The sequence below is a fragment of the Chitinophaga sp. ARDCPP14 genome, assembly GCF_051362515.1.
In the GTDB taxonomy this organism is placed as follows: domain Bacteria; phylum Bacteroidota; class Bacteroidia; order Chitinophagales; family Chitinophagaceae; genus Chitinophaga.
On sequence record NZ_JBKIXB010000001.1, the window covers coordinates 631282 to 650949 of the forward strand.

13 protein-coding genes are annotated in these 19668 nt (G+C 48.9%); 1 reads left to right on the forward strand and 12 read right to left on the reverse strand.

Annotated features, from left to right (window positions below; translation table 11 throughout):
- Positions 1–5: 5 nt before the first annotated feature.
- Genes ACLHR0_RS02500 through ACLHR0_RS02520 form a run of 5 tightly spaced genes read right to left on the reverse strand, consistent with a single transcriptional unit; the run spans position 6 to position 7998 of the window.
- Positions 6–3074, reverse strand: a complete 3069-nt coding sequence (locus tag ACLHR0_RS02500) for a SusC/RagA family TonB-linked outer membrane protein (RefSeq protein ID WP_436484466.1) — start codon at positions 3072–3074, stop codon at positions 6–8.
- A 47-nt stretch (positions 3075–3121) separates the two neighbouring features.
- Positions 3122–4060: a glycerophosphodiester phosphodiesterase family protein gene (locus ACLHR0_RS02505; RefSeq protein WP_429061378.1), complete on the reverse strand. Its 939-nt coding sequence runs from the start codon at positions 4058–4060 to the stop codon at positions 3122–3124.
- Between the two features lie 49 nt (positions 4061–4109).
- A complete protein-coding gene (locus ACLHR0_RS02510) occupies positions 4110–4838 on the reverse strand; it encodes an MIP/aquaporin family protein (RefSeq protein ID WP_429045262.1) in 729 nt (242 codons plus the stop codon).
- Positions 4839–4849: 11 nt separating this feature from the next.
- Positions 4850–6343 (reverse strand): glycerol kinase GlpK, encoded by a 1494-nt coding sequence (glpK, locus tag ACLHR0_RS02515; protein ID WP_436484468.1) that lies wholly within the window; start codon positions 6341–6343, stop codon positions 4850–4852.
- Positions 6344–6393: 50 nt separating this feature from the next.
- On the reverse strand, positions 6394–7998 hold the full coding sequence (locus tag ACLHR0_RS02520) for a glycerol-3-phosphate dehydrogenase/oxidase (protein WP_436484470.1): 1605 nt from the start codon (positions 7996–7998) through the stop codon (positions 6394–6396).
- 369 nt (positions 7999–8367) lie between these two features.
- Here ACLHR0_RS02520 and ACLHR0_RS02525 point away from each other — a divergent pair, with 369 nt between their 5' ends.
- The gene (locus ACLHR0_RS02525) at positions 8368–9138 is read left to right on the forward strand and encodes a DeoR/GlpR family DNA-binding transcription regulator (RefSeq protein ID WP_429045256.1); all 771 of its coding nucleotides are present in this window, start codon (positions 8368–8370) and stop codon (positions 9136–9138) included.
- 32 nt (positions 9139–9170) lie between these two features.
- Here ACLHR0_RS02525 and ACLHR0_RS02530 read toward each other — a convergent pair whose 3' ends face one another.
- The 7 genes from ACLHR0_RS02530 to ACLHR0_RS02560 form a co-directional block, all read right to left on the reverse strand.
- Positions 9171–9434, reverse strand: a complete 264-nt coding sequence (locus ACLHR0_RS02530) for a UBP-type zinc finger domain-containing protein (RefSeq protein ID WP_429045255.1) — start codon at positions 9432–9434, stop codon at positions 9171–9173.
- 10 nt (positions 9435–9444) lie between these two features.
- Positions 9445–11103 (reverse strand): FAD-dependent oxidoreductase, encoded by a 1659-nt coding sequence (locus ACLHR0_RS02535; RefSeq protein WP_436484473.1) that lies wholly within the window; start codon positions 11101–11103, stop codon positions 9445–9447.
- 10 nt (positions 11104–11113) lie between these two features.
- Positions 11114–12514 carry an ATP-binding protein gene (locus tag ACLHR0_RS02540; RefSeq protein ID WP_436484475.1) on the reverse strand — a complete coding sequence of 467 codons (1401 nt, stop codon included), beginning with the start codon at positions 12512–12514 and terminating at the stop codon, positions 11114–11116.
- A gap of 113 nt (positions 12515–12627) precedes the next feature.
- Positions 12628–14925 carry a beta-glucosidase BglX gene (gene bglX, locus ACLHR0_RS02545; RefSeq protein WP_436484477.1) on the reverse strand — a complete coding sequence of 766 codons (2298 nt, stop codon included), beginning with the start codon at positions 14923–14925 and terminating at the stop codon, positions 12628–12630.
- 10 nt (positions 14926–14935) lie between these two features.
- Positions 14936–16675 carry a family 43 glycosylhydrolase gene (locus tag ACLHR0_RS02550; protein WP_436484479.1) on the reverse strand — a complete coding sequence of 580 codons (1740 nt, stop codon included), beginning with the start codon at positions 16673–16675 and terminating at the stop codon, positions 14936–14938.
- 5 nt (positions 16676–16680) lie between these two features.
- Positions 16681–17997 (reverse strand): glucoamylase family protein, encoded by a 1317-nt coding sequence (locus ACLHR0_RS02555; protein WP_436484481.1) that lies wholly within the window; start codon positions 17995–17997, stop codon positions 16681–16683.
- 12 nt (positions 17998–18009) lie between these two features.
- Positions 18010–19668: a glucoamylase family protein gene (locus tag ACLHR0_RS02560; RefSeq protein WP_436484483.1), complete on the reverse strand. Its 1659-nt coding sequence runs from the start codon at positions 19666–19668 to the stop codon at positions 18010–18012.

Consider the following 19668-nt stretch of genomic DNA (forward strand, 5'->3'; position numbering starts at 1 on the left):
GATGTTTAGAAGGTAACGTTGATACCACCATTAAAGGTTTTCAGCATTGGATAAGTATACAATGTTGTTTGATCCAGGATAGATTCCGGATCAAAATCCTTGTAACGGGAGAAGGTGAGCAGGTTTTCGGCGTTGATAAACACACTCACTTTCTGGATCCTTGCTTTCGACAACCATTGCTGTGGCAGTGCGTAACCCAGCTGAATGTTCTTCATTCTCAGGTAAGAGTTATCCCTTAACCAGAAAGTAGAGCGCTGGAAATTATCAATGCTGCCGGTGCTGGTGGTTACAATAGGCAGGCGCGCATCTCTTTTTTCCGGTGTCCAGGCATCCCTTGTCCATTCCCAGGTAGCATTGGCGCCGTTGTTAAAGGGGTAAGCCAGGTTAGCGGTAGGCAGCACTTTTACACCGCCAATTCCCTGAAATGAAGCACTCAGGCTGATGCCTTTATAGCCTACATTGAACCCGAAACCATAAGTGTACTTCGGTACGGATGAAGAGCTGTTCACAATTACACGATCGTCGCCATTGATGATGCCATCTTTATTAACATCCTTAAATTTGATATAGCCGGGTTTTGTATTGGCAGATTGTTTTGCGCTGGCATCTATTTCAGCCTGGCTCTGGAAAATGCCTTCTGCCTGTAAAATATAAAAAGACTCAATGGGCGATCCTGCCTGAGTAATGGTACCTGTACCATAAATAATTTCACCATGCAGGTCCACTACTTCATTTTTATTGTAGGCCACACTTCCATACACATTCAGATCCACTTCGCCAATATGATCACGGTATTGTGCTACTACTTCAAGACCCGTATTATCTACCGTACCTACATTCTGTTTGGCGCCGGCCAGGTTACCTACCTGGGAAGGCATACCTACTTCACGAAGGATACCATTGGTGCGTTTCTTATAAGCATCAACGGTAAGGCCAATACGATTATTCCAGAAATTTACATCAACGCCCACATTGTAAGTATTGGTGATTTCCCATCTGAGTGTAGAATCCGCATCCGCAGTTTTTGCGCCGCCGGAATTTAATATGCCGCCGAAACTATAGTCTTCACCGAGATTTACGGTTGCTTCTGTCGTGTACAATGCAATGGCCTGGCTACCTAATTTACCGGCGGAAGCACGCAGCTTCAGCACGTTGATGAAATCAGAATGAAAGAAGGCTTCTTTATCAATACGCCAGCCGGCAGATACAGAAGGGAAAAACGCCCAGCGGCTGTGTCTTCCCAGGCGGCTGGAACCATCATAACGGAAGGTAGCCTCCAGCAGGTATTTGCCGTCATAGTCGTAGTTCAAACGGCCAAAATAAGATTCCAGCACATCGCGGGTAAGATTTCCGGAGGTAGCGTTCCAGGTAGTGCCCGCGCTTAATGCATCCAGTCGTCCATCCAGGTAACCATACATACTGGTGGCCCATGAGTCGGAATCGAAATTGTCATAACTGGCGCCCAGCATGGCAGAGAGATTGTGTTTCCCTTTGAACTGGTGTTTCCAGTCGAGCGTGTTATAGAAATGGATATTCATATCATTATAATCCGTTTTGGCTGACCGGGGCGCAGTAGCGGGACTGTTCCAGTTGATAGCCGCGCCTGTTTTCGGATTAAAAGTTTGCATACGTGGTGTAAAGCCGCTGAGCAAACCATCATATTTATCCACACCAAACTTGATGTTATAGTTGATATCGAAAGGCAGTTTATATTCTGCGAAAACGGTGGTCAGGAAGCGCTGGATCTGTTTGGTCTGTAAACCATTGTATGCCAGCATACGCGGATTCTCCCAGTTGTTGCGGCCGGCTGTTCTGAGCCAGGAGTTGCCATAGCGGCCATCCGGCAGCGTATCTGTGAGGATAGGCAATGTACGGGCCAGGTAAGTCCAGGTATCTGTATAAAACGGCGTGGTGTAGGTTCTGTAGTAACCATCCATGGTGATCCCGGCGCGCAGGCGTTTGGATACTTCCATGGAAGCATTCAATCCAACGGAATATTTCTTTTCATGGTTACCAGGTCCGAAGAGGATACCGTCCCTGTCGAGGTAACCGAGTGATAAACGGTAATTATATTTTTCGCCGCTGCCGGAAATAGCCAGGTCATGTTTCTGGATCACACCGTTTTTCAGGGCAATATCATACCAATTATTTGCGGGATAGGTGAAAGGATCTGTAGCCATTCCTTTCTGGTACTCCTCTATATCCGCTTCTGCGTATTCAATGGCTTTTCCTTCATTGATGAGCGCCTGATTTTTCAGTTTCATATACGCGATAGGATCGCTGATCACATCCGGCAGGTAGGTTGCTTTTTGCTGACCGTAGTAATAGCTATAGTTAACGCGGGAACTGCCTCTTCCTTTTTTAGTGGTAACGAGGATAACGCCGTTGGAGCCGCGGGAGCCATAAATGGCGGCAGCAGCATCTTTCAGTACTGTAACGGTTTCAATATCGTTTGGATTGAGTTCATCCATGGAGTACTCGATACCGTCTACCAATACCATCGGCTCATTGGCTCTTGCATCGGTGCTGCCAAAAGTATTCAGTCCCCTGATACGGATGGTGCTGCGATCCACACCTGGCTGACTGTTGCTCAGGTTGGCGAATACGCCGGGCACGCCATGCAATGCGTTACTTACGTTGGTAAGTGGCTGGCCTTCCTTATCCACCATATTCACGGTGGTGATGGCGCCGGTGAGCGTGGCTTTTTTCTGTGTGCCGTAACCGACCACCACTACATCGTTTAGTTTCTGGATATCTTCCTGTAACACTACCAGTACATTGGAAGATTTTACTTTCACCTCTTTAGGCAGGTAACCTATGAAGGTAAATTTCAAGGTAGCGTCTTTAGGCGCGGTGAGTTTAAAAGCACCGTTTACATCGGTGGCGGCGCCGCGGCTGGTACCTGCCACCTGTACGTTCACCCCGATCAGCGGCGTGCCATTGGCGGCAGTTACCTTACCGGTAACGGGAATGTCCTGCGCCTGCAGGGATAAGCTGCCGGCGCCGATGATCCCGATACACAGCAACAGGAACGTGGCCGGTTTTAACAGGCGGAATCGTGAAAAGAATTTCATAAGTGTGTTTGTTTTTTTTTGTTAGTATACTGGTAGATAAATAATGGTCAGAGCCCTGCTTCGCGTAATCTGTTTGGGTAATCGGTAATAATACCATCAACGCCCAGTGCTTTCAGCTTTTTCATTTCGTTAACGTCGTCCACTGTCCACGGAACAATCTTAATATGTTTAGCATGGCATTTACTCACCAGTTCCGGTGTTACCAGCTTATAGTTAGGATTATAGAAAAATGGTGTGAAGCCCAGTTGCTCCAGGTGCTGATCGAACCCGTTCTTTTTATCATCTGTCAGAAATCCCAGTGCCATATCAGGATACCTGCGGTGCAGTACCTGCAGCGGGCGCATATCGAAAGACTGCACCAGCAAGCGTTTTCCAAGTGGCTGTAATTGTTTTACCGCCATTAGTTTATCCATATACTCTTCCGGCGCGGGTTGTTCTTTACCATCTGATTTTTCGGAAGATTTTATTTCCAGCAGATAGTAAGGCGCCGGCATATGATGCGCTTTCGTATAGGCTTCCACGGAGTCGATCATTTCAGAGAGCAGTGGTGCGTAAGAACGCATGCGCTGTTGTTCCGGATAGGCCGGGTATGGTTTTTCCCCGATGATAAACGGCCGGATATCGGCATAGTTCATCTGGTAAAAAATATAGTCCGTGCGCTTTTCTGCCGGGATATCTTTTCCATCCGGTGTAGTAGTGTATGATGGCGTAAACGACGCGTCGTGGTACACCATTACCTGGCCGTCTTTCGTGATATGCACATCAAACTCAATGGTATTGGCGCCTTCCGTTAACCCGCGGTACATGGCAGGAATGGTATTCTCCGGCATTAAACCTCTTGTGCCGCGATGTCCTACTTTATAAAAGGAAGGATACCCATTTTTTGCAGCAGTGGTTGTTTTAGTTGTTTTACATGCATTAAAGGTGCATACAGCGGCTACCGCCATGGCGCAGCCTATGAGACTGATATTAAACTTTGTTTTCATTGCGCGTGGTTCTAACGTGTTATTAATTGCGTATATAGGTAAACGTTATCTACTTCAGTAACAGGTACAGTGAAGCGGCGATTACAGCGCCGGCCAGTGGCCCGAAAACAGGTACCCAGGAATAACTCCAGTCGCTGTGTCCTTTTCCTTTTATGGGCAGCAGTGCGTACATGATGCGCGGACCCAGATCCCTGGCAGGGTTGATGGCGTAGCCGGTAGTGCCACCAAGCGACAACCCGATAGACCATACCAGCAACATTACCGGCATGGCGCCGAGCGAACCCAGGCCCACCGGTGTTTTCTCCGGTCCTACTTCTGCGTTGGTGAAATAGAAAATGGTAAACAGCAATACAAAAGTGCCGGTAGCTTCACAGATGAAGTTGCGCCAGGTATTTCGTATAGCCGGCTCCGTGCAAAACACGGCACGCTGCAAACCTTTGTCGGGCGTATTATTAAGATGATCTTTGTAATTGAGCCATACCAGTGAAGTACCCAGCATAGCGCCCAGCATTTGCATGGCAATAAACAAAGGCACATCTGCCCAGTTGAATTTGCCCGCGGCAGCCAGTGCAATGGTAACAGCGGGATTAAGGTGTGCGCCGCTGTAAGGGCCGGCGAACACTACGCCTATATACACCGCCAGCGCCCAACCGGTGGTGATCACGATCCAGCCGCTGTTGTTACCTTTGGTTTGATGCAGTACCACGTTGGCTACCACGCCGTTTCCCAGCAGCAGCAATAAGGCAGTACCTATGAATTCAGCTAAAAAAGGATACATAGTTTATAATTTTATTGGTGAGCCCATGCTTTTGCGGCATTTACTGCGCGGTTCCATCCATTGATCCATTGCTGGCGTTGTTCCTGTTCCAGGTTGGGAGAGAAACATTTGTCCATTTTCCACTGGCTGGCAATTTCTTCCAGGTTCTGCCAGTAGCCTGTGGCCAGTCCGGCGAGATACGCGGCGCCCAGCGCAGTTGTTTCTGTAATACCTGGCCGCACTACTTTCGTTTGCAGGATATCTGCCTGGAACTGCATCAGCAGGTTGTTACCGGTAGCACCGCCATCTACTCTCAATTCCTTTATGCTGATATTGGCATCTGCTTCCATCGCTTTCAGCACTTCCATTGTTTGATAGGCAATGCTTTCCAATGCAGCGCGTGCGATATGCGCGGCGTTGGTACCACGTGTCATGCCTACGAGTGTACCGCGTGCGTGCTGGTCCCAGTGCGGAGCGCCGAGTCCTGCAAAGGCCGGTACCAGGTATACGCCATCGTTTTGTTCCACGCTGGCAGCGAGTACTTCCACTTCAGAGGAGGCCCGGATGATACCGAGACCGTCGCGCAGCCATTGCACAATAGCGCCGGCGATAAAGATGCTGCCTTCCAGTGCGTATTGTACCTGTCCGTTTACTTTCCAGGCCACCGTGGTGAGGAGATTATTTTTACTGATGATGGGTGTGTCGCCGATGTTCATCAGCATAAAACAGCCGGTGCCGTAGGTATTTTTCACCATGCCGGGAGCGGTGCACATTTGCCCGAAGAGCGCCGCGTGCTGATCGCCTGCCACGCCTGCAATCGGGATCTGTACGGCAAAGATGCCGGGAGCGGTTTCGCCACATACTTCACTCGATTGTTTTACTTCCGGCAGCATAGATGCAGGAATATCCAGCATAGCCAGCAGTTCATTGTCCCATGCCTGGGTGTGGATATTAAACAGCATGGTGCGGGAAGCATTGGTGATATCGGTAGCATGCACTGCGCCATGGGTGAGGTTCCAGATCAGCCAGGAGTCTACTGTTCCGAAAGCCAGCTTGCCTTCGTTGGCGCGTTCCCGTGCCCCGGGTACATTGTCCAGGATCCACCTGATTTTTGTGCCGGAGAAGTAAGCGTCAATGACCAATCCTGTTTTTTCGCGTACCAGGGTTTCTTTACCTGCTGCTTTGAGATCGTCGCAGAAACCGGCCGTACGCCTGTCCTGCCATACGATGGCATTGTACACGGGCTTACCGGTTTCGCGATCCCATACCAATGTGGTTTCGCGTTGGTTGGTGATACCGATAGCGGCAATGTTACCACCTTCCAGGCCCACTTTCGCCATTGCTTCGGTGGCTACGCCGATCTGGCTGCTCCATATTTCAGCGGGATCGTGTTCCACCCATCCCGGTTGCGGGAACAGTTGTGTAAATTCTTTCTGCGCCGTGGAAATAATTGCGCCTGCTTTGTCGAAGATAATGGCCCTTGAGCTGGTCGTGCCCTGATCCATTGCCATAATGTATCTGATCATGTTTTTCTTTTTTCCCGTGGATTTTTACGTGGATGTTGATTTCGTTTAGTCTATGCCGTAACCTTCAGTTGTTTATAGGTAGTGCCATTTTTCAGGAGGTAGTGTTGTGCCACCTGTATAAAATCCTTCACTTGTTTTTGTTGCCAGTTCATATCCCTGTTCATTTCTGCGGCCATAATGGCGGCTGTTACGGGCGCCATGTCTATAGCGGCCTGCGCATCCAGGAAGAGTGCGCGCAGGCGCCTCGCCAGCACGTCTTCCACGGTTTGGGCCATTTCATGTTTCACTGCCCATATCACCTGTGCTTTGATGTATGGCAGGCGTGGATGCAGCTGTTCTTTCATATCGGGATGCAGTGAAATAAATGCCTGTATCCTGGCGGCATCGCTGCCATATATATCCAGCGGTGCGGGCGCGGATGGTTGTTGCTGATACCCGTGGATATGCAGTGATTTTGTTTTGCATCCCACCGGTACCAGTCCGCCGGTTTTGATGGCCTGGTCCACCGTATCTTCTGCCATTTTGCGGAAGGTGGTCCATTTACCGCCGGTGATGGTGATCAGTCCGGAGGGCGCTACCAGTATTTTATGGCTGCGGGAAATTTCCTTCGTACTGCCCGTTTCTTTTTGCGGTGCTGCCAGTGGCCGTAATCCGGCAAACACGCTGAGCACATCTTCCCGTGCAGGCGGACGGTCAAGATATTTACCTGCGGTATTTAAAATAAAGCTGATCTCTTCTTCCAGTGCTATGGGTTCCATACTGTGTTCATCGAGCGGTGTGTCGGTTGTTCCCAGCAGTACTTTGTTGTTCCAGGGTACGGCAAACAGTACGCGGCCATCATCCGTTTTCGGGATCATGATAGCGCTTTTACTGTTGAGGAAAGAAGGGTCCAGCACCAGGTGCACGCCCTGGCTCGGCTTTACCATATTGGGCGCCGCCGGGTTATCCAGTTGCAGTACTTCATCTACAAATACGCCGGTGGCGTTGATCACTGTTTTGGCCCGGAGCGTATAGATTTCATTGGTTTCCAGGTCCTGTGTGCGAACGCCGCTTATTTTGCCGGCGCTGTTTTTAACGAGGCCGTTTACCTTGAAATAGTTGAGCAGTACGGCGCCGTTTTCAGCAGCGGTTTGCGCGATATCAACCGCGAGACGGGCATCATCAAACTGACCGTCGTGATAAACGATTCCACCTTTCAGTCCTTCCTTCCGGATGGTAGGGAGCCTGTTGATCACTTCCGATCTGCTGATATGCCGGGAGCGTCCGAGGCTGAGTTTCCCGGACAACAAATCATAGATCTTGAGACCGATGGTATAAAAGGGGCCTTGCCACCAGTTATACTGCGGGATGATGAATTGCTGGTTGTGTGCCAGATGAGGAGCATTGTTAAGCAGCAGTCCTCTTTCGTACAGGGCTTCCCGTACGAGGGCAATATCGCCCTGCGCCAGGTATCTTACCCCGCCGTGTACCAGTTTGGTACTGCGGCTGGAAGTGCCTTTGGCAAAGTCCGCCTGCTCCAGTAATAATGTCCGGTAGTTCCTGGTAGCGGCATCCATTGCTATACCAAGACCCGTAGCTCCGCCACCTATAATGATAAGATCCCAGGGTTGTTCACCGGCTTCCTTTAATTGCCTGATTGATTCAGTTCTTTTCATTTTATTCCCCTATAACTTTTAATTTGTTTCATTTGTTTTCTTTGCAATAGTAATAAAAACAAAAAGAAATAATTTGAAACCAAAGTATAAAATAAAATGAAAAAGGTGAAAAAGTTATTGATGAATGGAAAAGAAATAAAAAGAAAAATATAATATCATATTAATCAAGTAGATAGATATAAATATAATATCACTATATATTCATTTGATTTCATATTTCAAATTTAAAAGATCAGAATGAAGGATATTAACTACTTAATACGTAATCATATTTAACCAAATGAAACAAAATTGCCGGATATTTGTAAGGAGCATCTTTTTTCAGATTATCCCGTGTCAACACACTTTAATACGTTATTTTTATCTGATATGTCTATGATCAATATTGCGGAACGTCATAAGTTTATTCTCGGCAAACTGCACGAGAAGGGATATGTTAATGTACTGGAGCTATGTAAGGAGCTGGATGTATCGGGCGTGACTATACGAAAAGATCTCAAGCTGCTGGAGGATAAGTCGCTGCTATTCCGCTCACACGGAGGCGCTACGGTGCATAATCCATATACCATGGACAAACCGGTGAATGAAAAGGAGAATATACGCCGGGAGGAAAAGCAACTGATAGGGCAGGCTGCCGCTGCACTCATCGTACCGAACGATGCGATCATCATCGCCTCGGGTACCTCTGTGCAGGCATTGGCAAAAAATATTCAACCCAAAGGGCATCTTACCGTTATCACCGGCGCGCTGAACGTAGCGCTGGAATTATTGCGCCGGCCGGAGATTGAAGTGATCCAGCTTGGCGGGCATCTCCGTAACAGCTCTACTTCTGTTACCGGGTCTTATGCAGAAAAAATACTGGAAGATTTCTCCTGTAGTAAACTATTCCTCGGGGTAGATGGTATCGACCTGGAGTTTGGTCTTACTACCACCAATATTATGGAAGCGCACCTGAACCAGAAAATGATGGCCACTGCGCAGAAAACCATTGTACTCGCGGATTCCACCAAATTCGGAAAGCGGGGCTTCGGTCGCATTTGTGCCCTCGAAGAAATAGATGAAGTGATTACCGACAGCGGTATTTCCGAACATATCGTCAGGAAAATGGAAGATATGGGTGTGAAAGTAACGGTAGTGTAAGAGGAAGACCGTTGTCTTCCTCTTTTTTTTATTTAATATTCTGCAAACGTTCCGTCTTTATAACACCATAACCACTGCTCGCCCGGCTCCGCGGACGATATCACGGGATGGTCCGTTTGATGATAATGCTGCGTCATGTGCTTTGACGGTGAATCATCGCAGCAAAGCGTAACACCACAGGTTTGACAGGTACGCAGGTGCAGCCATTTACCATGTTGTTTGATGCATTCTTCGCAAACATGCTCGGCACTAACCTTTACTTCGGTTATTGCTTCAAGGTGTGAACATAAAGCCATAAAAAATATTTTAAACTTCTGCCAGGTACTTATGCACCAGGCTAATACTCATGGAGCCCTCCCCTACGGCGGAGGCCACGCGGCTCATAGCGCCGGACCGTACGTCGCCGGCTGCAAAGATACCAGGACAGCTGGTTTCCAGCAGATACGGTTCGCGGTTGAGCTTCCAGAGCTTACCAAAATAATCAAATGATTTCATTTCCCTGCCGGTTTGCACATAGCCTTTTTCATCTTTGATGATGAGATCTCCCAGCCAATCGGTGTAGGGCCTTGCGCCGATAAAAATATATAACGCATCCGCAGGCACTTCTTTTACTTCCTGTGTTTGCAGGTTTTCTATCTTCAGCTTTTCCAGCCGGTCGGTGCCCGAAGCCTCTACTATTTCACTGTTGTTCAGAATACTGATATTGGGAATATCCCGGATCTGGTCTATCAGGTAGGACGACATAGTTGCATTCAGATTTTCTTTCCGGATAAGAATGAATACCTCCTTTGCGAACTTTGACAGGTACACCGCTGCCTGGCCGGCGGAGTTACCACCTCCCAGGATGTACACGCTCCGGTCGCGGCACGAGGCGGCTTCCGTGGTAGCAGCGCCATAATAGATGCCTGCCCCGGTGAACTTTTCTATGCCAACGGTATCCAGCTTGCGGTAATCCACGCCGGTGGTAATCACAACGGCGCGTGCATTTATTTCCGTACCATTTTCCAGGCAAACAATTTTATAATCTGCTTTGAGCTTGATTTCTTTCACCGACTGCGGCGATAAAAACTCCGTACCAAACCTGGTGGCTTGCGTAATCGCGCGCCGTGTGAGTTCTGCCCCGCTCAATCCCGAAGGAAAGCCCAGGTAGTTTTCAATACGGGAACTGGTACCTGCCTGTCCGCCGGGCGCATGACGTTCTATCAGCAGGGTTTTTAATCCTTCAGAAGCACCGTATACAGAGGCGGCCAATCCTGCCGGACCGGCGCCGATGATCACTACATCATAGATCTCATTTTTTAAGGTAGGATTCAGTCCGATTTTCGCTGCAATATCAATGATCGCAGGAGCCGTCATCACTTCTCCATGCTCCAGTATTACAACAGGTAAAGCGGATGTATCCAGGTTATTCAGCTGCAACAGCAATTTTCCTTCGTCGCTGTTAGCATCAATGGAATGATAGGGAATCAGGTTGCTGGCCAAAAATTCCTTAATGCGGTAGGCATCTGACGAAAAAGGATAACCTACTACTTTAATCCCCTGGAATTCCGGGCGGTAATTGGTTTGCCAGTCGTCGAGCAGATCATTGATAACAGGGTACAGCTTTTCTTCCGGCGGGTCCCAGGGCTTCTGGAGATAGTAATCCAGCCGCAATTCATTGATAGCTTTTATAGCAGCGTTAGTATCTGAATAAGCGGTGAGTAACACACGTTTGGCGGCAGGAAATATTTCCATCGCCTGCTGCAGAAAATCAACACCTTCCATTTCCGGCATCCGCTGATCGGAAATAAAGATGGCCACAGTATCATTCCTGTTTTTCAGTTCCACCAGGCTTTGCAGCGCTTCGTTGGCGGAAAGGGTACTCAAAATGCGGTATGATTTCCGGTAATACGATTTCAGGTCCTGCGTGATGGCGTTCAGCACCTGTCTATCATCATCTATAACAAATATTATGGGCAGACTCATATCTTCTACATTAATTATTCTCTATGGGAAATGAAATGGTAAAAATGGTTTTACCGGGTACAGAAGTTTGTTTCACTGATCCGCGATGACGCTGCACAATTTGTGATACTACATCCAGTCCCAGTCCTGTTCCTTTTCCCAAATCTTTGGTGGTAAAAAAAGGTTCAAATATGCGTGATTGTATTTCTTCGGGGATGCCCGGACCGTTATCGGTAATGGTGATATGCACACACTGGCGGTCCTTTGTGGTGGCTATTTCCAGCCGTCCTTTTTTAGCAGGCTCCATGGCATCCAGCGCATTATCCACGAGGTTGGTCCATACCTGGTTCAGCTCTCCGGGCAGCGCTTTTATTTTTGGCAGTGAGGCATCATAATTTTCTACCAGCTCCACGTTTCCTTTTCTGAACCGGTAATCCAGCATGGCCAGCGTGTTGTGGATACCGCTATGGATATCAATAAATTGTTTATCCGGCTCCTGGTCCATGTAGGTATATCTTTTCACGGCGCTTACCAGGTCGAATATTCTTTTTGAAGAGATCTGCAGGTCGCCTACCATCCGGTTGGCTTCCAGTGCGCCATGTATCCAGCTGAAGATCACATCCAGGTGCGCGGGGTCAAACAGCCGGCTGAAATCTTCCAGCACCGTGGTTTCTACCCCATACTCCGCCAGTATTTCTGCTATTTCTATCCGGGAGATATTTTTGCTGTCCATCCAGTCTTCGATAGCAGTCGTTTTATCAGACAACTCCAGCACCGTAGGTGCTTTCACCGGCTTGTTGCTCCACCATTGCTGGAGGTTATCAACAATAGCAGTGGCCTGCTCCTGTGATAAACACAGCGCTGCCATCTCTTTAAATATGGCGGGAATATGGCTGATATTCTCAAACAGTTTATCCGAGCTTCTGCAAATGGCGGCTACCGGGTTATTCAGTTCATGGGCCAGGCCAGCGGATAATTTTCCCAGCGCCATCATTTTCTCGTTCTGCTGCTGCGAGGAAGTGGTTTCCCGCACGCGGCTCGTCATGATATGCACCAGTGCTTCCGTCAGTTCGTAATGTTGTTCAATATGTGCTTTAATCTTTTCCGACGGGCAAATCAGCAGCCGGGTATCTTTCAGACACAGGCCATTTCCCATGGCATTTTTCACGCGGGAAAAAGGCAGCCAGCCAGTGATATTATCGTCGTTCAGTTCCACTATTTCCCGGTAATGCCCGTTGATGGTGGCGGAGATGCGTATCTTTCCTGAAATCACAATGATGGTGGCCACCACCGGGTCACCGGCTTTAAACATCAGTTCGCCTTCCGGCACCAGCTTTTCCTCCGACTGGGATATCAGCCACTGCAGTTGTTCCAGCGGCACTTCTTTGAGAGCAGGAATACTTTTTAGTTGTATCGCAGTGATAGGTTCCATATAATTAGCGCTAATGGTCAGTTCTCAAATATAAGCTTTCAGCATCCCAAAAGCAAAAGGCCGTCCTTCCGGGCGACCTTGCTTCTTTTAACCAGTAATAAAGATATGCGGCTTTACAATAATTCAACCGTATTTTTCAGCCTGATATCGGCGGAAGAGGCGCCAATCATGAGATCGAATGTACCCGGTTCGGCTACCCATTGCAACTGGCTGTTGAAAAACGACAGCTTCTCCTTGTTAATGGTGAAGTGAATGGTTTTGCTTTCTCCCGGCTGCAGCTTTATCTTCTGAAAATCTTTCAGTTCTTTCACGGGCCGGGTAACGGAAGCTTCCCGGTCTCTCAGGTACAACTGTACTATTTCCTCGCCGGCATAAGCGCCGGTGTTGGTGAGTTTAAACGCTACATCGATGGTCTGACTGCCATTTATTTTATTGGTGCTCAGTGTAAGTCCTTCATATTTAAAAGTGGTGTAACTGAGCCCGTATCCGAATGGAAACAGCGGGTCATTGGGCACATCGAGGTAGTTGGAATGAAATTTTTGGGTGGGGCCTTCCGGTTGCGGCCGGCCGGTATTTTTATAATTGTAGTAGATAGGGATCTGGCCTACGTTCCGGGGGAAGCTCATGGTGAGTTTTCCGGAAGGATTATAATTCCCGAAGAGTACATCCGCGATGGAGTTGCCGGCTTCGTGGCCCTGGAACCATACTTCCAGTAAGGAAGTAGCCTGTTCATTTTCGGTGGTAAGGGTTAATGGCCGTCCGCTCATTACCACTACTACCAGTGGTTTGCCGGTTTGTGCCAGTGCGGTCAGGAGTTTACGCTGACTTTCCGGGATGCCTATATCCGACCTGCTGGCGGCTTCGCCGCTCATTTCAGATGCTTCTCCCACCACGGCCACTACCACATCTGCCTTGGCAGCTGTGGTAATTGCCTCTGTGAGTAACTGCTCCGGTGTGCGGGTATCGATGTCTATTCTTTCGCCAAATACATTTACTTTTTTGGCAAAGCTGGTATCATCGCTGATGTTAGCGCCTTTGGCATAGAGGATATTCACGCTGCTGCCGGCTACCTGTTTCATGCCGTCGAGTACAGGCACTGATAATTGCGCGTCGCCACTTACGGCCCAGGTGCCGAGCATATTGCTTTTGTTATTGGCCAACGGTCCTATCAGCGCGATGGTGCCTGATTTTTTCAGCGGCAATGTTTGCCGGTCATTTTTCAGTAATACGCAGGAACGGGCGCCCAGCTCCCTAGCAGCCTGCCTTTTATCTGCGCTCAGCACTTCTTTGGCAGCGGAAGCGGTATTGCAGTAGCGGTAGGGATCTTCAAACAGGCCGAGTTTATATTTTGCTTCCAGCACCCGGCGGCAGGCATCATTGATGTCGTTCAGTGTTACTTTACGCTCTTTCAGTGATTGCTGTAGGGTGGTCACAAAACCTTCGCCTACCATGTCCATATCCACACCCGCTTTTAATGCCAGCGCCGATACCGTTTGCAGGTTGCCCAGGCCATGGGCCATCATTTCATTGATAGCGGTATAATCCGTTACCACAAAGCCGTTAAAGCCCCATTGTTTGCGGAGCAGGTCTGTCAGCAGCCATTTATTGGCCGTAGCCGGGATGCCATCAATTTCGTTGAAGGAAGTCATGACGCTGCCGGCGCCGGCATCTATGGCTGCTTTATACGGTGGCAGGTAGTATTCATACATTTTGATGCGGCTCATATCAGTGGTATTGTAATCCCTGCCTGCTTCAGCCGCGCCATATAGGGCGAAGTGTTTTACACATGCCATCACACTGTTTTTATCGTCGAGGCGGTTACCCTGGTATCCACGCACCATGGCGGCGGCGATTTTTGAACCCAGGTACGTATCTTCCCCCGAGCCTTCTGCTACGCGGCCCCATCGCGGGTCGCGGGCAATGTCCACCATCGGCGAATACACCCAGCAAAGACCATCGGCGCTGGCTTCTGTTGCCGCCAGCCGCGCGCTGTGTTCAATCAGCGGTAAATCCCAGCTGCAGGATAATCCCAGTGGAATAGGAAAAGTGGTTTTGTAGCCGTGGATTACATCGGATCCAAAAATCAACGGAATTTTAAGCCTGCTTTTAGTAACGGCCAGTTCCTGCGCCTGCCGGATCTTTTCCACACCAATTACACCAAACAAACCGCCTACATTTCCTTTGCTGATCTTTGTCTCCACATCACTGCTTACCACTGAGCCGGTAGCTACGCCACCGCCGGGTGTAAGTAAATTCAACTGCCCGATCTTTTCTTCCAGCGTCATTTTTCCCATCAGCGCACTCACGAAAGTATTCATTTTCGCGTTGGTTGTTTGCGCCTGTACCTGGCCGGCAACCAACAGTATCAGCGCCACCAGCGTACTTTTCAAAAGGGTATGTATATCTTTCATACTGTTTGTTTTATTCTGCTTTTATCACCTTTGTTCTGGTAGATACGCCGTTTTCATTAATGGCTTCTATACAAAAATAATAGGGGCGATCTTTGTCCATGCCTTTGAAGTAGTAATCATTGTTGTTATGCACCATGATGCAGCTATACAATTTATCCGGGGAGGTGCCGGTATAAATATTGTATGCGTATGCATTATTTACGGGCGACCATTTAATCCATGCACTTCGTTTATCCTTCTCCGTGCGAAGCACCAGCAGGTCTTTCACCGTATCGGGCACTGCGCCGTTGCCGTTGCCAAATACCCTTAGCCCACTGAGTGCAAATTTTCCGCCGGGCATATGGATGTTCTCCATTTTGATATAACGCGCCTGCACCGGCTTTGCTAACTCAATATAATCGTGCGGCACATCCTTGCGTTGTTTGCTTTTATCGGCCAACATCTTCCAGTGTTTTCCATCTTCCGAAAACCAAAGTATATACTGGTGATAAATAGCTGTTTGCTTACCCAGGAAAGGAGCATCCTGATCGGCATAGTTTACCTGCACTGCATTTACGCGGCTTACTTTCCCAAGGTCTGTTTGTATCCATTCGCCTTTGTTGCCGGTGGCGGCGCTCCAATAGGTTTTTATGCTTTCATCTACGGCATTATTGGGTACATAGCCACCATATGTGGAAGATACAGCAACTGGTTTGTTATAGTTCAGCAGCATCCAACCGGTAAACCCCGCGTTATCGAAAGCGCTGGTATCAGCGCCCCTTGAAATATAATGCGGATAGTCGCCGAAAGAGGTATTACAAAACATCACGTCTTCTTTATCGAATCCGGCTGGCCAGTAGCCGATACGGCGCTCGAAGCTGTTTTTTACCGCAATTACCATGGTAGATACATGCCACCAAAATCCTTTATTATCCTGGAACGTAGCGCCATGACCCGCACCACGGGCATAACCCCCGGGCTTATACGAAACGGGGTCTGACTGCGGCGTAAAAGGCCCCAGCGGATGATCGCCTACCACTACTCCATCGGCATAGCCGCTGAACTCTGTTCCCGGAGCGCCGTATTGCAGGTAATATTTCCCGTGGTGCTTTGTCATCCACGCGCCTTCAATGAAGGGGTCCAGGAAAGTATTATCCAGGTTTTCGCCAAACCGTTGCCAGCCATAGCGGTCGGGCTCCAGCAGGTACATTTCTTTCCTCGTGCCTTTCGGTTGCAGGGTGCTGCGATTCATTTCCACGCCATACAGTGGATAACGGTTGCTGCTGCCGTTGTACATATACAAACGGCCATCGTCATCTGCAAAGAAAGCAGGATCCCAACCGCCTATCTGCAGCGAGTCGATCGCTTCTTTCCATTCATTTCCTTTGGGATTAGTGCTCATCCAGATGGGGAAGTCGCTGGTATAGGTAGATCCGAATACGAGCAACGTATCGCCCATTACCCATGCTGCGGGCGCACACAGTTCATCGTACACATGATGATACGGCTTCAGGAATTTCCTTTCCACAAAATGCCAGTTGAGCAGGTCCGGGCTCCACCAATATCCCCATTGATTGGTGGAAAACAGGTAGTAGTCGCCTTTGTAATTTACAATTACCGGATCGGCGGTAGCACGGTGTTTCCCCCAGGTGGTGAAGTTGGGAATAGGACAATAGCCGTAGTCGATATTCACCGGGTTACAATAGGTAGTTTGCGCAGTTGTATCCATACTTATGAACAGGATCACCAGTGCATATATCCATCTTTTCATCATCACTATTTTTCCGTTGTTTCAAAATCAAGTTTCTTTAGTCCCTGCTTAATCTCCGGGCAACTCATGAACAACTTCCACAACAACCCGGTGCGGTAGTTTTCTATCATTACGACAATGGGTCCCTGGTCAATGGCCAGGTGCGAGGATGCATACCATTGCTTTGTTTCGTTGAAAGCGTCAGTAAAGCCATACTCCGTCCAGATTTTATCGCCCAGGTCGTAGTAAAAATGTTTCAACGCCTGCATAGAATATTCAGGCGTGTATGGGAACGCCGATAATGCCGCCGTGGGTGTGATCGTACCCAGGTCGTTTTCCGGCGAATGTGCATTATATCCGTCGTAGGTGTCGCTGGCGGTGAGTCCCCAGCAATTGGCGCCATAGCCTTTAAATCCTTTTGGATTACGAACACAGTGTTCGCGGTTGATAAGCGTATGATGCAGGTTTTGTTCCCAGTAATCGGCGTAACGGTCTTTTAAGCCGTGTGGGTTTAAGCCCAGGAAAGAATAGTGCGAGAAAAATAACGGTCCGCCGTAATCAAATCCCAGCGGGAGTTTGATCCCATAAAAGGTACGGTCGTTCCTGAAATAAATATTATTCACCCAGCCCTGGTGATATACTTCCGGGTTGATGGCATAGCTGGGAGATGAAGCGGCCAGTACATATGTGATAAGACATTCGTTCCATCCTTTGATTTCGTGGTTCATGCTCCAGCCGTTGTTGGGGCTCCAGTGCCAGTACAGTACATTGCGTCCGCCCTGCGTATACCAGTTCCATTCTGTTTCATTCCAGGTCCAGTTGATCTTATTTCGTAGCTCCGTTTCCGCTGGATTGTCGTTGCTGAAATACTGGCGGGCGCAAAGGAGTCCCTGGAACAGGAAGGATGTTTCCACCAGGTCGCCGCCATCATCTTTACGGCTGAAGGGAATCGTTTTGCCTGTGTTACCATTCAGCCAGTGTGGAAAAACACCATGGTAGCTGTCTGCCTTCCGGAGGAAGTTCACTATTTTCAGCAGCCGTTGTGCGGCAGCTTCGCGGGTGATCCATTTACGTTCAGCAGCTACAATGATCGCCATTACGCCGAAGCCGGTGCCACCGGTGGTAACCACTTCATCGCCATAGTCAAAGGATTTGTTGCTGCGTTCGCGCGCCATACCTGACACCGGGTGACCAAAATCCCAGAAGTAGCGGAACGTTTGTTTTTGTACCAGTTCCAATAATTGTTCGTCCGACATTTTTTGCCGGTTAACTTTGATCTTCTTTTGTGCCATTGCCGGCTGCAGCAGGAAAAACAAACAGCCAATAAACAGTATATACTTCATTCTTTTTCTTTTTTAGAGATGTGGGCTGGTAAAGCCGAGGTTATGCATACCCGTTTTTATTTCCGGGCAGCTCATGAACAGGTTCCACAATAATCCGCTGCGGTAATTTTCTATCATCACTATTACCGGCCCCTGATCGATGGCCAGGAATGAGTTGGCAAACCAAATGTGCTGAAGGGAGAAAGCGTCTGTAAAGCCGTATTCTTTCCAGATCTTATCGCCCAGTTTGTAATAAAAGAATTTCAGCGCCTGCATGGATTCCTGCGGCGTATACGGGAAAGACGACAACGCAGCAGTAGGAGCAATTACACCCACATCATTGGTGGGTGAACTGGCCGTATAGCCGTTGGGGATATCACTGGCGGTAAGCCCCCAGCAACTGGCGCCGTAGCCATAATTCTTTTCCGGGTTGGCAACGCAATAGGCGTAGTTAATGCGGGTATGATTCACCACCTGTTCTTCATAATCCGCATAAGTATCTTTCAATCCTTTGGGATTGATGCCCAGGAACGAGTAATGCGAGAAAAACAGCGGGCCGCCCATAGCAGGACCCAGCGGCAGTTTGATATTATAGTAAAGATTGTTGTTGCGCATGGCGCCGTTATTTGCCCAGCCGCTGTCGTAAGTAGCTTTTGGTACCGGCGTTTTTGCGGAGGCAGCGAGAATATAGGTAATAAGACATTCGTTCCATCCTTTTACCGGCAGGTTCATGTCCCATTTATACTCGTTGCTCCAGTGCCAGTACAGCGCGTTTGCATTATCTTTCCGGAACCAGTTCCATTCTACTGCATTACAAACAGCATTGATATCATTTCGTAGCTGCGTTTCCGTTACATCGGCATTTTTAAAGTATTGGCGTGCGGTTAAAAGTCCCTGGATGAGATAGGATGTTTCCACCAGGTCGGCGCCATTATCCTTTGTGCTGAAAGGAATAGCTGCGCCGGTGCTGCCGTTGAGCCAATGCGGGAAAGCGCCGTGAAAGCGTGCTGCCTTTGTGCCCAGGAAAGTGGTTATTTTCTGTATGCGTGCCAGTCCTTCGCTGCGGGTAATAAAGCCGCGTTCTATCCCGGTGATGATGGCCATGATACCGAAGCCGGAGCCGCCGGAGGTAACGGTTTCACCGCTGGTGTTTCTTTCGCGTGCGAGGCCGCTAACCGGGTGACCGAAGTCCCAGAAGTATTTGAATGTTTGTTGCTGCACCAGTGTGAGCAGGGCATCATCAGAGATGCGTGGAAACTTATCAGTGGTATCGATAGCGGTTACCAGCGACAATGAAACGGCCGATTGGAGCTTCGCATTTTTTACCGACAATAAACTTGTGCCTACACTAACCGTATAGGCGGTGAGGTTAGACAATGGCGCTACCGGTTTCAGCACAAGGGTACTGTCGCCATGCTCCCACGCTACATTGTAAGGCACGTTGCCACCGCTTTTACTGGTGAAAGAACAGGCGGCGGCCACAGCACTGCGCAATACGGCGTCTGAAAAAGAAATCCTGATGGCGGGTTGTGTACCGGTACCATAATAGGAAAACCCCGCAGACACGCTATCCACGCTCAGGGCCTGAAAGCTGAAGGAGGGCGGCGTAACGGGCGGAGGCGACGTATTGTCGCCCCCGCCCTTACTGCAACCTGCTGTTATTATCAATAATAAACAAGCTATCCATTTCAT